We start from the raw sequence: 14,776 nt of genomic DNA, 5'->3' as shown, positions 1-14,776 counted from the left end.
AAACGCGCTCTAACGCGCGCTGGAAATGCCGTAACCGTCCGTGGAGGTCATGCTATTACCGGCATCGACGGTAAAAATGCCAACTGCCATGAACACGATCGCAGAAACCATCAGGACGGTCAGAAGGGCGGCATGCTTAGCGGTCATGATCGAAAACTCTTTCGAGGGTTACCGGGGGATCTGGAAACCGAGTTTCGACAGGGCCAAAGCTTGCACCTTGACCGACCATTTGCCACCCGGAACGAGGCACCAGTTACACCTGAAAAAAGTTACCCGCAACTGAACACCGGAACTACAATTGTCTCTTTCCAATGGAAAAGTCCAAATGAATGGCCGCTGTGGCAAAGTCGCAACGCATTGATCACGTATGTCTCACAAAAGCGGAAACCCGTCGTTAAAACAGACGTAAAAGCTAAAGCTAAAGCGGTCGCGGTTTAGATCAAATCGATCCAAGCCTTTGCCAGAGCAGCGCCGGCTTTATCCGCAGCAATGCCGGAGCGCTGTAAATTTGCAGGCAATTGCGCCGGCCACTCGGGCGCGAAGGCAGTTATTGAATCGCCCAGCGATTCACTCCATTCAACGACGAGTTCACTATTCGCTTCAAAATGGAACTGTGTGCCATAGACAGCACGCCCAATCCGATAGGCCTGATGCACTGTCATATCGCTAACCGCCAAATGAGTGGCGCCTTCGGGCAGCGAGAATGTATCGCGGTGCCAGTGAAAAATGGGAAAGGATAATCCAGCTTCCGCAAGCACTGGATCGCTTTTGCCATCGTCAGTCAGCCGGACCTCATGCCAACCAAATTCCATAGGGCGATCCAGAATGTTCTCGCCACCATAGGCGCGTGCGACAAGCTGGCTGCCAAGGCAGATACCAAGCACAGCCTTATCTTTATCGCCAAAGGCACGAATGAGATTGAGCAAATGAGGGAAATACGGACATGCGCCGTCAGCAAGTGCATTCTGCTCGCCGCCGAGCACGATCATCGCCTGGTAATCGCTGTCATCGCGTGGCAGGGCCTCCCCCTGATAGGCGTGGCGCAGATCAATCGAGAACCCCGCCTCGATCAATAGAGGCTCAATCTGGCCAAGACCTGAATCAAGATAATTCTGAATGACCAATACGCTCATTGCCAAGCTCCGCTGCCAATCTCACAAGTCAGTTGCTAACATGAAAAAAGCCCGGACAACAGCCGGGCTTTCTTTCTCGCAATAGGCGTTTTCAGTTAATTACCGAAACGCTGACCGTGCGGCCCGCAACCAGATGAACGTTCTGCGGCACATCCTCAATCTTCACCCGCACGGGCACGCGCTGTGCCAGACGAACCCAGTTGAATGTCGGCGAAACATTGGCAAGCAAACTTGTGGAATCGGTACGCTCACGATCTTCGATACCGCCAGCAATGCCTTCAACCTTGCCCTTAAGCTGCACTTGGCTACCCATCACATCGATCACAACCGGGTCCCCAACCTTGATACGCTCAAGCTTGTTTTCTTCAAAATAACCCGACACATAATATGAGTCCGTGTCGACCAGTGCTGTGACGGCGGAACCGGTGGTGACGTAATCACCCGGCTGGAGCGAAAAATTGGTGATCACGCCATTCACCGGTGCCCGGACAGACGACCGTTCCAGATTGAGAGAAGCAAGATCCCGATCAAGCTCGGCCTGACGATAAGCGGCTTCGGCCTGCTGTGTCGCCGTCTCGATCTGCTCCATCTTTTGCTGCGTGACGGTGGTGTCGTTAAGCTTGCTATACCGGGAGAGATCCCGATTGGCCATATCAAGCGCTGCCTTGCTGCTGGCAAGCTTTGCGTCTGCCAATTGCAGCGCCAGCTTGTAGCGAGCCTGATCAATACGGAAAATCACATCACCCTTTTTGACGTTCTGATTGTCATGCACCAGAACTTCGCTCACAAGACCCGCAACATCGGGCGCAATGCGCACAACATCAGCGCGAATTTTACCGTCGCGGGTCCATGGTGCATTCATGTAATAATCCCAAAGATGCCAGCCAAGCAGCCCTGCTATTGTGACCATGACGAGGGTAAGAAAGACCCGACCGGAATGTGCAAAAAGCTGTTTCATAGCGGTATTCCATTCAGAACAACGGCGCTCACGCCGAGAATGCAGAAGTACATGGCGGCATCAAACAGGGGCCTGTGCCACACAAAACGATAAAAGCGGACGCGCGCCAGCAAGCGCTGCATCAGCGAATTGGCAAAATAGGCACCCAGTGCCAGAACCGCGAGGCTCGGCAGATAGATGCCATAGATGTCGAATTCCGGTCTCATGACTCTAAAATTTCCATTCTCTGAACATGTCTCATGCAGCATCCGGCAGTTCCAGTTGCGGCTGTGGTGGCAATTGGAAAGGCGGTGCCTTGGGAAAGAGGTTGAAGCGCAGGGCGACCAGCGCCAGACGTGGCCGTTTGGCGATTGCAGGCGATCCATGATCGATGATCACGGCGATAGCGTCGTCGATAGCCGCAAGAAGCCGCTCGTCAATATCGAGACGCGTTTCAGCTTTCCTGTTGCGCAGAAGCGCGCGATAGTGAGCACCGACGCCGTCGAGCACCCTGTCGACCGCTTCACGGCAAGCTTCAGGCATCTTCGCCCGATATTGCTGAAGATCGATCGTATTCATGCCGTTACGCAGATCGCGCAGCAGATCGACCTTGGCGATGTCGGCTGACGGGATCAGTGCGAGCCTTGGCGTCATCATGCCGATGCGATCAATCATTCTGAGCAGCAAGCCGTTCATGCGCTGACGGCGATGGCGACCCGGCTTACGTTCACTTGCAAGAACAAGATCATTCCAGCCTGCCTTGACGAGGCGCTGCACTGTCCATTCAGCCCCCACCGAACGAACAATTGAGGTAACGACCGCTGCAATGACAATACCAACGACCGTTGCCAGGTTTGCGTTGGCAAAGCTTACGAAATCATGCGTGAGACGGCCTTGCAGCATCAGCAGCATCGGCAGATTTATGCACAGCACCATGCCGAGCATGAATTGCGACGGTATTGCCAGAAGCAATCCGGCAGGGATCAGAAATAGGCCCAGAACGAGCATAAGCGGCAAGAAACTATCGACCAATGGCAGCAACGCGAACTCAAAAACAAAGGCCGCAACAATTACGATCATCAACAATTGGCCAAACTTGCGCATAACCGGGACGGGATCATCCATCGCTGCAAAAATACAGCAGAAGATACCCGCCATCATCGCAGCCGCACTGCCCTGCGACCAACCCGTTGCAATCCAAAATGCGGTTGCAACACAGGTCGAGACGAAAGCACCAAAGCCCGAAAGAAAGGCTATCCCATAATCTCTGTGCTGCGGGCGGGTTTTCAGATGTGCATCATAACGACGCCACCGAAGCGCATGTCGGGAACCGGAAAAAATATCCTGACGCAGTGTAATACAGTCGCTCCATATCTGAACCAGATCTCTCACGCGTGCTGCAACATTAAATGGCAAGAGCTCATTCCATGTGCAGGCGTCCTTACCAAAGCGTTCAATTTCATCGATATAGCCCAACAAAACCGCACGGCGCTGCTCGGTTAAATTCTCTCCGCTTTCAATCCAGCTGCAGGTTTCATCGAGCAATTTCTGCACTGCCGGATGCCAAGGCTTTTGTCCTTCACCAGGCTTGAAAAGCAGCACATCGTGCAAGCTCGAAATGATCGGCAGAACGGCGACCATACGCTGCTGCAGCACATGCAGAAGCCTTGCAACATCGCGGATAGACGATGTGTCATAAGCCACATGCGTGGTCAGATTGCGCAGCTCCAAAGCATCTGCCGCTAACCGCTGACGGTCACGAAGAAATTCGGGACTATCGCCATTGCCCCGCAACGCTGCAACGGCAAGCTTTGAACCATCGCGCAGCCAGTTATCAATACGCGCAACAAGAACCGGGCCGCTATGACGTGGAAACACCAGACGATTGACCACCGCAGCGCATATGATGCCGATGGCAATTTCTTCAACACGACCCACCGCATAATTGAAAGTGGTTTCAGGGGCCGATACGACGGCAAAGCTTGCAATGGCGACGGTATACCCCGCCAGCATAAACAGATAGCTGCGCGGCGTGCCGTCAAGCAGGCTGATTGCCAGACAAAGCCCCATCCAAAGACCGATGGCTAAAGTGAGGAGTTCTGGAGAGTTGACCAGATGCGGGACAAACAGGATGGTAACCGCACCACCGATGATCGTGCCGATCAGGCGATAAAAGCCCTTGGATGTCGTTGCACCTGAAAGCGGATGCGCAACAATATAGACGGCAGCCACCGACCAATAAGGATTTGGCAAATCGGCCAGCAGCGCAATCCACAGCGCGAGCATGGCCGCAGCAAAGGTCTTCAGCGAGAAGACAACGTCCCAAAATCGTGGCAATGTTTCAGCGGGCTTGATCATCAGTTTTACAAATGCTTGTTCATTAAGTTTGCTCAGGACGGCTGGCTCTGGAATTTATCGTGAAGCTTGCGCAGCACATTCAACGCAACATCCACGGCATCGGGGTCGAGATCACCAAGAAATGCCGTGCGCAATCTCGTTGCCGCTTTTTCAACCTTTGCAGCAAGTGCTCGACCTTCATCCGTTAACTCAATGAGCTTGACGCGGCGGTCATTCTCATCGGCAATACGACGGATCAGATTTTCTTTTTCCAACTCATCGACAACACGAACGATTGTGGCGCCTTCAATGCCGACACGCTCGGCAAGCACGCCTTGCGGAACGCAATCGCCATGGCGCAGGAGCGTCATAAGCGGGATGGCTTTTGCATCCGACAGACCGTGCTCTGACATCGCCCCGTCAAAAGCTTTTCGCCATGCGCGCGCATTTGCTGACAGCAATGGTGCGAATTCGACCCAGGCCTGTTTCATAACTTACATTCCATTCAAATCGATAGGTTCATATCTATATGGATGCAATCTTATTCAATTCCAATGGTTTTTTGTTAGGATCAACTCATTGTGTACGCAACTGTTGGCCGTGCTGTGCGGCAACCAAATCGCTTGACCATTGCCCCTGCCCTCTGTCATCGATGCGATCATGCGCGCGAATTATAAAATGCAAAGACTTTATCTCGAAGCCAGCCTTGGCGATGGTGCTCACATGGAAGCTCCAACGCAGGCCGCCCATTATCTGACTCATGTTTTGCGATTAAAGGACGGCGACGAAATTCTCGCCTTTAACGGGCAGGACGGCGAGTGGAAAATGCGCCTGCGCCCAGAAGGCAAGAAGCGGTTGTTTCTTGAAGCGGTCGAGCAGACTCGCCCACAGCCCGCGCCTTGTGACCTCGTCTATTGTTTCGCACCGCTGAAACAAGGGCGGCTCGACTATATGGTGCAGAAGGCCGTGGAGATGGGAGCAGGCGTTTTGCAGCCTGTGATTACACAGCATACGCAGGTGCCTAAGCTGGGCACGGACCGCATCAGGGCCAATGCCATTGAGGCTGCCGAACAGTGCGGCGTTCTCGCGATACCCGAATGCCGCGATGCGATCCGCTTTGACCGCTTTCTTGAGCAGTGGGATGCATCGCGCCGGCTTATTTTTTGCGATGAAGGCTATGAAACGGACGACCCTCTGAACATTCTAAGCAGTCTTGAGCCAGGCGCCTATGCGGTACTGATCGGGCCTGAAGGGGGATTTTCGGAAATTGAACGTCAGCAATTGCGCAGCCTGCCTTTTGTGACAGCGATACCATTGGGACCGCGCATTTTGCGTGCCGATACAGCGGCTGTCGCAGCGCTTACCCTTGTGCAGGCAGTGCTGGGTGACTGGAAAACATGAATATGAATGCAAGAAAATCCAATCATCAATGAAATTGACTTGCGCGATTTGACAAATTTGTCCAATCACGCTGACAAAGAAAAATTCGTCTAGGGATAATATGAATGGCGCGCGACACGACCGATGAAACAGCACTAACCGGTGTTGAAGAACTCGCAGCCTATCTTGCTGAGGGAGCCAAGCCCAAGGATGCATGGCGCATCGGCACCGAGCACGAGAAATTTCCTTTCTACGTCGCGAACAACAGCCCCGTTCCTTATGAAGGGCCAAGTGGCATTAAAGCCATTCTCGAAGGCATGAAAGCCAAGCTTGGCTGGGAGCCGATTATCGACGAAGGCAATATTATCGGTCTCGTTGAGCCAACCGGACAGGGTGCTATTTCGCTCGAACCGGGTGGCCAGTTTGAACTGTCTGGCGCGCCGCTTTCCTCTATCCACCAGACGTGCCGTGAAGTGAACGCTCATCTTTCGCAGGTGCGCGAGATTGCGGAACCACTTGGCATTCGATTCCTTGGCCTCGGCGGCAGCCCAAAATGGACATTGGCCGAAACGCCTGTCATGCCAAAGTCACGTTATAACATCATGACCAACTACATGCCGAAGGTCGGCCATGAAGGGCTGGACATGATGTATCGCACGTCGACCATTCAGGTGAATCTCGATTTCAGTTCCGAGTCCGACATGCGTCGCAAGATGCAGGTTTCGATGAAGCTCCAATCGATTGCAACGGCCCTGTTTGCAAGCTCGCCCTTCACGGAAGGCAAGCCAAATGGCCTTCTGTCGTGGCGCTCCAACATCTGGCGCGATACCGACAATCAGCGCTCGGGCGTGTTGCCGTTTGTCTTCTCCCAAAACTTCGGTTTCATCGACTATGTCGAATGGGCGCTCGATATCCCGATGTATTTTATCCTGCGTGATGGCCATTATCACGACTGCACGCACGTCACCTTCCGCCAGTTCATGAATGGTGCATTAAAGGGTGAAGTCAGCGATCCGGTGCCGAATATGGGCGACTGGACCAACCATCTCTCGACCCTGTTCCCGGAAGTGCGTCTGAAGCGCTTCCTCGAAATGCGCGGAGCCGATGGTGGCCCATGGCGCCGCATCTGCGCCCTGCCCGCTTATTGGGTTGGTCTGCTTTATGATGAGGAAGCGCTCAGTGCCGCAGAATATCTGACCAAAGACTGGACCTATGAAGAGGTGCTGGCGCTGCGCAATGATGTACCTGCAAGGGCACTCAATGCTTCGTTCCGCGGCAAGCCTGTTGCGCAGATTGCACGCAAGACGCTGGAAATCTCGCGCCTCGGCCTGCTCAACCGCAAGCAGCTTAATGGCGACGGCTTTGATGAGACGCATTTCCTCGCACCACTCGAAGAAATCGTTGCCGCAGGCATCACCGATGCGGAGCGGATGCTCAAAGCCTATAACAGTGTCTGGGCAGGATCGGTCGAGCCGATCTTCCTCGAATACGCTTATTAAACGCTAAAGACGCTCGCGCTTATCTTCGACCGTAGCCAGCGGTGCGCCGGGTCACTTTCCCGGCGCTTATGCCATATCTGCACAAACGGTATCGGTGGCAACGCCACGGGCACAGGCAGGACGGCCAGATTGCTATCCTTCGGAAGATTCTTCAACCCGCCACGCGCAATGGTCAAAATGAGGTCTGTACCGGAAATCAGCTGTGGCGCAACGCCCCAATGCGGAACAACCACTGCGACATGCCGCGTATATCCGGCACTTTTCAAGCTTTCCTCAATTTCCGTCGACGCATCACCGCGCACCGCAACAAGCGCATGCGGTCGCTCCAAATATGTTTCAACATCCAATACCCGCCCCTCGATGCTTCGGCGGTCAAGCAAACAGACATATTCGTCCTGCATGATGACATCTGCCGCAATCTGAGCCGGCAAATGTGGGAACACACCGAACCCCAGATCAATCTCACCATCCAGAATGCGCGCGACCATGCTTTCACGGCTAAACTGGCTGACCACCAGATCAACCCCCGATGCTGTCCGGCGTAAATCCCTCACCAGTTCAGGCAGCAAAATGCTACCGCCATAATCGGACATGGCTAGATGAAAACGATGCTGCGTGGTTATAGGATCAAAACCCTGCGGACCAAGAACACTGCGTATCCCTGACAGAACCTGCGCGAGCGGCTTCGTTATCTCCATTGCCTTGATGGTCGGAGAAAAACCTGCCCCCTGGCGAATGAGAAGCGGATCATCGAACAGCTCTCGCAAACGGGCCAGCGCATGGCTGACGGCTGGCTGACTCATATTCAACCGTACCGCTGCGCGCGAGACATGGCGCTCTGTCAGAAGTGCATCCAGAACCACAAGCAGGTTCAAATCGACACCGCGCAGATTATTCATCTTGTGCATAATAAACTCTGCAATCTGAATTTCAAATTCAGTTCGTTTATATCTAGATTTGAGCCAGATGAATACAGAAAAGGCTATCTTCATGCAGGCTCAGGGATCACTCACATTTTTAATCGCCGCTCTTATCGCAGGTGCGGTTGTACCGTTTCAGGCAGGTGCCAACGCAGCTTTGGGACGTGCGCTCGGTCATCCGCTTTGGGCAACGATTGTTTCATTGATTGTCAGCATCATCTGTGTGTTGCCCGTCTTACTGGCGATGAAAGTGTCACTCCCCACTTTCAGTGGTCTTGTAGGACAACCGAAGTGGATATGGATCGGCGGCATTGCCGGTGTGCTCTACATTACCGCCGCCATTCTATTTGCCCCAAAACTTGGTGCAGCCGGTTTCATGACTGCAGTTATCGCCGGACAACTCATCGCCTCTGTGCTGATCGATTATTTCGGCATCATGGGATTTGTATCAAAAGAAATCACGCCATCCCGTCTGATCGGCGTCCTGCTCGTCGCCATTGGTGTCATCGTCATGCAGGCGCCATCCCTATGGCGCGGAATGCAGGCACTGGCCGCATCCGGACAGAACTAAAACCAAAGGAACGCAAAATGAATACTCAATCCACCCAACAATCACTCACTCTTGGCGAAGGGGCTACCCCTGTTCAAGTTCGCTTTGCCCGGCCAACGGATAAATTTAATGAAGTCATCGCTTTCTATCGTGATGGCCTTGGGCTGCCGCAACTTGGTGCCTTTGAAGCCCACGACGGATATAACGGTATCATGCTGGGCCTGCCCGGAAAGAGTGTACATCTTGAATTCACAGAACATGAAGCAGGCAGTCCTTGCCGGGCTCCGTCGGAAGATAATCTGCTGGTGATCTATATAACCGACGAGGCGGCTTATGACCGTTTGAACAAACGGATGCAGGGCGGAGGCTATGCGCCTGTGGAGCCAGAAAATCCATACTGGCTCAACCGCAGTTTCACCTATGAAGATCCCGATGGCTGGCGTGTGGTCGTCTGTAAGGAAACAGGTATTTAAAGCGCATTCCGAAAACCGCTTCGCACTTTTCGGAATGCGCTAGCCTCACTTCAAATAAGCAAAAGGCGCGGAAGTCCGCGCCTTTTGCTCGTTAAGCCGAAACCTGCGTTCCCTTACTCGGATCAGGAATGACCACAATCGTACTGCCATCGCGCACATTGTTATAGAGATCGATGACATCCTGATTGAGCAAGCGGATACAGCCAGACGACACTGCCTTACCAATGCTCCATTCTTCAGGCGATCCATGAATACGATAGATCGTGTCACGTCCGTCTTTATGAATATAGAGAGCGCGTGCGCCGAGCGGATTTTTCAAACCGGGCGGCATACCACCATTGGCGATGCTGTAAGGTTCCAGCGCAGGCTGGCGCGCTACCATTTCATCTGGTGGTGTCCAGCGCGGCCACTGCCGCTTATAAGCGATAATCGCACGGCCAGCCCATGAAAACCCATCACGTCCAACGCCTATGCCATAGCGCATGGCGCGGCCATTGCTGCGCACATGATAAAGATATTTGTTGGGCGTATCGACGATAACGGTGCCAACCTTTTCAGTGGTCGGATAATCGACTTCCTGCCGCCAGAATTTCGGATCGACTTTGGCAACATTCACCGCAGGGATTGGAAACTGCTCATAGGGCATCGCTTCATACATGGGCGGCACAGCGCGTATCGGAGCAAGTTCAGGTTTGACCTGGCTTGCCTGCTGCGCGGTCGAAACACAGCCCGATAATGCAACAGCACTCGCACCGATGAGAAACGCGCGGCGGCTCGTCACTATACGGCCATGGGGAAAGTTACGCGACATTCAAAAACTCTTTCGCTTCATCCAATTAAGCCATTTGGCTCGCTAAACGAACGAAAGAGAAAACCAAACTTAAGTCAGCCTTAAGAGTGCTCATTTATCTGCAACCTCAGCGAAATTGCGCTCTATGTGTTGCTAAAAGAGCGTGCCCTGCCCGCCAGAACCAGACGAAGACGTTTTTCGCGCCGCGCCTTTCGGTGATGGTATCTCAGGGCCATGTCCCGCTGTTGCACAGACATCGCCATCACGGAAGCGGATCGACAAAGCATCCCCTTCCGAAATACTTGCCGCTTGTTTGACCGGCTTGCCATCCGCATTAAAAACAACCGCAAAACCGCGATCCAGAACGCTTTCATAAGAGAGTGTCCGCATCAGGCGTTCCAGTTCCTGCCCACGGCGTTTTGTGCGCTCAATCAACAGGCTGATCGCCTGATCTCGACGGCGATCAAGCTGCTCGACAGTGTTTTTTGCAAGCGTTGCGCGGCGCAACAGCGGCGCCGGCGTCAGTCTTTCGGCACGCCGCGCAAAAGCAACACGTCTTTCGCGCAGGAAGACTTCCAACGCACGCGGCAAGCGCTGGGCAAGCAATTTCAAATGACGCTTTTGCTCATCAAACCCGCGTTGCAGCAAACGTGGCGACAACTGACGCGCACGGCCCTCGAACTGAACGCGTTTCTGTTGCGTGTTCACAAAAAGCCCGCGTGTCAGACGTGACGCCGCCTCATCAAACCGCCGCCGCGGCAAGGCCAGCAACTGATCGGCAGATGGCAGCGCGCGACCGGCCGCACGATAGGCCTGACGCTTCAGGTCAATGAAACGCGACATGGCCGACGCCAGCCGCGCAGACTGTGTTGCAACTGTTGCAACCAGATCGGCTTTGACCGGCACTGCCATTTCAGCAGCGCCTGTCGGCGTTGGCGCACGCACATCAGCAGACAGATCGATCAGCGTCCAGTCCGTTTCATGGCCAACGGCCGAAATTACAGGAATATGCGATGCGGCAACTGCGCGAACGACGATTTCATCATTGAAGCCCCAGAGGTCTTCAAGACTGCCGCCGCCACGCGCCACAATCAGAACATCAGGGCGCACAATCGCGCCATCTTCGGTCAGTGCATTGAAACCTTCCACCGCTGCGGCCACTTCCGCGCCACTGGTTTCACCCTGCACGCGCACAGGCCAGACAATCACATGCAGTGGATAACGATCCGAAATGCGGTGAATAATATCGCGGATAACCGCACCTGTTGGCGATGTGACAACACCAATCACCCGCGGCATGAATGGAAGAAGCTGCTTTGCTGCGGGATCAAACAGGCCTTCCGCAGCCAGCCTGCGCTTGCGTTCTTCAAGCAGCGCCATCAGCGCGCCTGCACCCGCCGGTTCCATCTGTTCAATGACGATCTGATATTTAGAAGAACCAGGATAGGTCGTCAGTTTACCCGTAGCAATGACTTCCATCCCCTCTTCGGGGCGGAAGCGCAAACGGCCCATGGACCCGCGCCAGATCACAGCCTCAAGCCGCGCGCGATCATCTTTAAGTGCAAAATATGCGTGTCCTGACGAATGCGGTCCACGATAGCCGGAAATTTCGCCGCGCACACGCACATGCGAAAACGTATCCTCGACCGTGCGCTTCAAAGCGCCGGAAATCTCGGAAACGCTATATTCCGCTACATTGGAGGCGGTGCCACCCGGTATCGAATCTGAACCCATACTCATTCTGCAATAGGTAACAGCGGACGTGCATTGGTCAACGGGGCAAGACGCCACCCCGTCATCTTATGCACCATCACCAACCCGGCAATAATTCATTGCTGCGCACACGGCGTGTCCGGACAGAAGGAAAGGATGCTATTTCTGCAGACGCCATCGCAACCGGCGCAGGCGATGAAATATTATCAAGGCTTTCAATGATATGCTGCGCCAGCGCATCCACAATCGCATTTTGTTTGGTATGACCACGCATAATGCCAATACCAAATTCGGGCAGCGCGCCAAAACCGTCCGCTTCACCCAGAACACGCATGCCCGGGCGCAGTGCACATTCCGGCAAAACCGAAACCGCCAGGCCTGATAAAACCGCCGCAGCCAGAACTGTTGCAGACCAGCTTGTGATAATAATCCGATAATCGCGCTCTGCCTGCTCTAGAAGACTGATTGCCGCATGACGCCAGATACATGTTGGGCGCCCCACAGCCAGTGGAAGCATCGCTTCTTCGTGAACGGCATGATTGGCCGACGCTACCCATAAAAGCGGTTCTGTTCGCACAACTTCAGAGCGGCGCTTGTCATCACACTGCGTCACAAGCGCAATATCCAGCGTTCCCCGGCGGATCATCTCATCGAGATTAACGGTCGGCTCACAAACCACCGAAAGCTCGACACGTGGATTTGAACGCGCAAAGCGCGCCATGATTTCGGGCAAAAACCGATCAGCATAATCATCCGGCGTCCCGATACGCACATGGCCTTCGAGTTGCGTATCGTCAAAAGCTGCAATGGTTTCGCCATTGAGCAACAACATCCGGCGCGCATAGATCAGCAATCGCTCGCCATCTTCAGTCAGCCTGTTAATGCGGCCATCCCGCTCAAAAAGCGGTTTTCCAATGCGCTCCTCAAGACGGCGCATCTGCATGGAAACAGCCGATTGCGTTTTGAAGACAGCATCTGCTGCCTTGGTAAAACTGCCTGTGTCGGCAATGGCAATGAAGGTCTGCAACTGGTCCAGATCCAAAGGCGCACTCATCAGAACCATCCATCATAATTATTGAACTGTTACATTAAAAACATTCGTTGGAATAATCAATTGGCTTGTTGGATAAAGCCGACGTCGCAGAGAATGGAGACGCGAAAGCGAATGACCTGACGATACCAACATTTTAAAGACGCGCGCTTAAAGGAGAGCGGCAATGACAGCGATCAGCAAGACCACGATGACACAGTTACCGGCAACGAGTGCAAACGCCTCCGCGCTCAAGCAAATGGTAAAGTCCGTGTTTGTGTCGGTTCTGCGTCGCTGGACGCTTTTCCGAAATCGGCGCCATGTCATGCGCCTCAACGAACTCGATAATTATCTGCTCAAGGATATCGGGCTTCAGAGCGGAGACATTTATACAGTGATTCATACGCGCAGCGCAGAAGATCCGACGCGCGTTCTGTCCAAGCTTGCAGATGCGCGCTTACGCGTGGAGGCAACCCGCAATATCTGCTGAATGAACATCTGGCAGGCGCCACCTTCACAGCCGGGTCCCCTCTCGGCCAGCCTGCCCCTTTGCCCGGCTTGCATCTTTGCTGCCGGGCTTTTTTTATTACCATCCGTTTCAGCTACCGATGCAATACCAAGGCCTCCCCGGAGCAACAAAGAAATAACTGAATTTACCACATTTTTTTAAAAGAAGGGCTTGCACTCATCGTTTGAGTTCGCTAGATGAAGGCCGTCGACAAACAAAGCTTCACGCTTCTGTCGAAAGTGCTGTTCAGATCATTAAGACTGACAAGCAAACCCTGCTGGGGAATAGGTTAACGGTAGACCCACGGACTCTGACTCCGTTAGTCCTGGTTCGAATCCAGGTTCCCCAGCCATTTGATTTCATTAGATAATCTCCAGTATAAAACTAGAACAGTTTCGAGCGGTTTGCACATCAGTTTGCAAAGTTTGTTCTACTTTCGAGCTTTCTGATTGCAGATTCGGCCAGTTTCGGATCGCGGTTCAAATAGTGCGCATCAAGAATTGAACCCACATCACGCAGGCTATGTCCGCTGATTGTTGCGATCTCCGCCTCTGTACATTCTGCCAGTGCAAGCCGCGTCACAGCTGTTCCGCGCAAGTCGTTGAAGGTCACTCCGGTGATGCCGGCCTTTATGCATGCTTTCCTCCACGATGACCTGAAGCCATCGGCAGTCCATGCGGCTCCTTCAATTGTTTTCAATATTAGACCTGATTTATCAGCGATTGAATCGAGCGCAGCCTTCAGAGGCGCGCCAACGGGAATTATTACACGTGAACCGGTTTTGGATTGTCTCAAACGAATACGCTGCCCGTCATAAGCCTGCCACGTCAGGCTTAGTAAGTCGCCTTGCCGTTGCCCTGTCCACAGAGCTAAAATCAAAGCCAGATGTAAATGAGGTGGGGCCTTCTCCAAAAATAGCTGTTCATCATCAAACGTCCAAACTTTATCAGCGCGAGTGCCGCGATAAACGCGACCGCCCTTCTCGCATGGATTAGCGCCTTTAAGACGCACGCGCATTCTCTGCCAACCACTTGTCTAGTTCATTTGTGGGCTTCAACGCATCTTCACTCGGTGAAAATACGATGATCTTGCCGGTCTGATCTATCTCTGCTCTTGCTACTTTCATTCCAGCTGCAATGGCACCCTTAATGGCTCGTGTCACATCGGCTTGCTTGAACGGAACAGGCCTTTTCATAATTCACCTCACACCCGCATTGGCATCAGCACGAAAAGAGGCTTTTCGCCGCTGCCTGGGGTTTCAGTTGGCGTGATTTTGCAGGGGGAACCAGGATCACTGAGTTCAAAGGTCAGTTCCTTGGAATCGACCGCCTCGAGAATGTCGAGGCAGTAGCGGCCGTTAAACCCGATTTGGAAGTCATCCGGCGCACTGCCGGCAATGTTGATGCTATCCTGTGCCTGGCCGTGGTCCGGGTTGTTTGTTTCAAGCTGCAATTCCACAGCCTTAAAGCAGAACTTCACGGCGCGCCCGCGCTCTGATGAAAGCGT

17 protein-coding genes, 1 tRNA gene and 1 pseudogene are annotated in these 14,776 nt (G+C 53.5%); 6 read left to right on the top strand and 13 right to left on the bottom strand.

Annotated features, from left to right (window positions below):
* Positions 1–9 precede the first annotated feature (9 nt).
* The 6 genes from ABE527_RS16825 to ABE527_RS16800 form a co-directional block, all read right to left on the bottom strand.
* Complete coding sequence (locus tag ABE527_RS16825) at positions 10–147, bottom strand: hypothetical protein (RefSeq protein WP_250043203.1); 138 nt, start codon at positions 145–147, stop codon at positions 10–12.
* A 287-nt stretch (positions 148–434) separates the two neighbouring features.
* Complete coding sequence (locus tag ABE527_RS16820; protein WP_499697626.1) at positions 435–1,133, bottom strand: type 1 glutamine amidotransferase; 699 nt, start codon at positions 1,131–1,133, stop codon at positions 435–437.
* A 91-nt stretch (positions 1,134–1,224) separates the two neighbouring features.
* Complete coding sequence (locus tag ABE527_RS16815; protein WP_499697625.1) at positions 1,225–2,091, bottom strand: efflux RND transporter periplasmic adaptor subunit; 867 nt, start codon at positions 2,089–2,091, stop codon at positions 1,225–1,227.
* Positions 2,088–2,297 carry a DUF1656 domain-containing protein gene (locus tag ABE527_RS16810; protein ID WP_265986096.1) on the bottom strand — a complete coding sequence of 70 codons (210 nt, stop codon included), beginning with the start codon at positions 2,295–2,297 and terminating at the stop codon, positions 2,088–2,090. The genes ABE527_RS16815 and ABE527_RS16810 overlap by 4 nt, the downstream gene beginning before the upstream one ends.
* 31 nt (positions 2,298–2,328) lie before the next feature.
* Complete coding sequence (locus tag ABE527_RS16805) at positions 2,329–4,428, bottom strand: FUSC family protein (RefSeq protein ID WP_499697624.1); 2,100 nt, start codon at positions 4,426–4,428, stop codon at positions 2,329–2,331.
* Between the two features lie 32 nt (positions 4,429–4,460).
* A complete protein-coding gene (locus ABE527_RS16800) occupies positions 4,461–4,898 on the bottom strand; it encodes a MarR family winged helix-turn-helix transcriptional regulator (protein ID WP_499697623.1) in 438 nt (145 codons plus the stop codon).
* 169 nt (positions 4,899–5,067) lie between these two features.
* Here ABE527_RS16800 and ABE527_RS16795 point away from each other — a divergent pair, with 169 nt between their 5' ends.
* On the top strand, positions 5,068–5,808 hold the full coding sequence (locus ABE527_RS16795) for a 16S rRNA (uracil(1498)-N(3))-methyltransferase (protein WP_499697622.1): 741 nt from the start codon (positions 5,068–5,070) through the stop codon (positions 5,806–5,808).
* Between the two features lie 104 nt (positions 5,809–5,912).
* Entirely contained in the window at positions 5,913–7,286 is a 1,374-nt protein-coding gene (locus tag ABE527_RS16790) for a glutamate--cysteine ligase (protein ID WP_499697621.1), read from the top strand.
* Here the strand turns inward: ABE527_RS16790 and ABE527_RS16785 are convergent.
* Positions 7,283–8,194 (bottom strand): LysR family transcriptional regulator, encoded by a 912-nt coding sequence (locus ABE527_RS16785; protein WP_499697620.1) that lies wholly within the window; start codon positions 8,192–8,194, stop codon positions 7,283–7,285. The genes ABE527_RS16790 and ABE527_RS16785 overlap by 4 nt on opposite strands.
* 58 nt (positions 8,195–8,252) lie before the next feature.
* Between ABE527_RS16785 and ABE527_RS16780 the strand changes: the two genes are divergently transcribed.
* Positions 8,253–8,777 carry a DMT family transporter gene (locus ABE527_RS16780; protein WP_499697619.1) on the top strand — a complete coding sequence of 175 codons (525 nt, stop codon included), beginning with the start codon at positions 8,253–8,255 and terminating at the stop codon, positions 8,775–8,777.
* Positions 8,778–8,794: 17 nt separating this feature from the next.
* A complete protein-coding gene (locus ABE527_RS16775) occupies positions 8,795–9,229 on the top strand; it encodes a VOC family protein (protein ID WP_265986089.1) in 435 nt (144 codons plus the stop codon).
* Positions 9,230–9,320: 91 nt separating this feature from the next.
* Here the strand turns inward: ABE527_RS16775 and ABE527_RS16770 are convergent, their stop codons facing one another.
* The 3 genes from ABE527_RS16770 to ABE527_RS16760 all read right to left on the bottom strand — a co-directional run bounded on the left by ABE527_RS16770 (position 9,321) and on the right by ABE527_RS16760 (position 12,786).
* Positions 9,321–10,040 carry a L,D-transpeptidase gene (locus ABE527_RS16770; RefSeq protein ID WP_499697618.1) on the bottom strand — a complete coding sequence of 240 codons (720 nt, stop codon included), beginning with the start codon at positions 10,038–10,040 and terminating at the stop codon, positions 9,321–9,323.
* 132 nt (positions 10,041–10,172) lie between these two features.
* On the bottom strand, positions 10,173–11,753 hold the full coding sequence (gene xseA, locus ABE527_RS16765; RefSeq protein WP_499697617.1) for an exodeoxyribonuclease VII large subunit: 1,581 nt from the start codon (positions 11,751–11,753) through the stop codon (positions 10,173–10,175).
* A gap of 76 nt (positions 11,754–11,829) precedes the next feature.
* A complete protein-coding gene (locus ABE527_RS16760; RefSeq protein ID WP_265986086.1) occupies positions 11,830–12,786 on the bottom strand; it encodes a LysR substrate-binding domain-containing protein in 957 nt (318 codons plus the stop codon).
* Positions 12,787–12,949: 163 nt separating this feature from the next.
* Here ABE527_RS16760 and ABE527_RS16755 point away from each other — a divergent pair, with 163 nt between their 5' ends.
* Positions 12,950–13,252 carry a YjiS-like domain-containing protein gene (locus ABE527_RS16755; protein ID WP_499697616.1) on the top strand — a complete coding sequence of 101 codons (303 nt, stop codon included), beginning with the start codon at positions 12,950–12,952 and terminating at the stop codon, positions 13,250–13,252.
* A 296-nt stretch (positions 13,253–13,548) separates the two neighbouring features.
* A tRNA-Gln gene (locus ABE527_RS16750) sits at positions 13,549–13,622 on the top strand.
* A gap of 59 nt (positions 13,623–13,681) precedes the next feature.
* Here ABE527_RS16750 and ABE527_RS16745 read toward each other — a convergent pair.
* From ABE527_RS16745 to ABE527_RS16735, 3 genes and pseudogenes are all read right to left on the bottom strand, one after another.
* The gene (locus ABE527_RS16745) at positions 13,682–14,287 is read right to left on the bottom strand and encodes a tyrosine-type recombinase/integrase (RefSeq protein WP_499697615.1); all 606 of its coding nucleotides are present in this window, start codon (positions 14,285–14,287) and stop codon (positions 13,682–13,684) included.
* On the bottom strand, positions 14,271–14,465 hold the full coding sequence (locus tag ABE527_RS16740) for a hypothetical protein (RefSeq protein WP_265986082.1): 195 nt from the start codon (positions 14,463–14,465) through the stop codon (positions 14,271–14,273). Before ABE527_RS16740 ends, ABE527_RS16745 begins: the two co-directional genes overlap by 17 nt.
* An 8-nt stretch (positions 14,466–14,473) precedes the next feature.
* Positions 14,474–14,776, bottom strand: a pseudogene (locus ABE527_RS16735) (DNA polymerase III subunit beta); the annotation flags it as partial.

Origin of the sequence: Brucella sp. TWI432 (genome assembly GCF_039674445.1) — a bacterium.
Lineage (GTDB): Bacteria > Pseudomonadota > Alphaproteobacteria > Rhizobiales > Rhizobiaceae > Brucella > Brucella chromiisoli.
The sequence above is the reverse complement of the archived record's forward strand: the minus strand, read 5'-3'. Positions and strand labels throughout refer to the sequence as shown.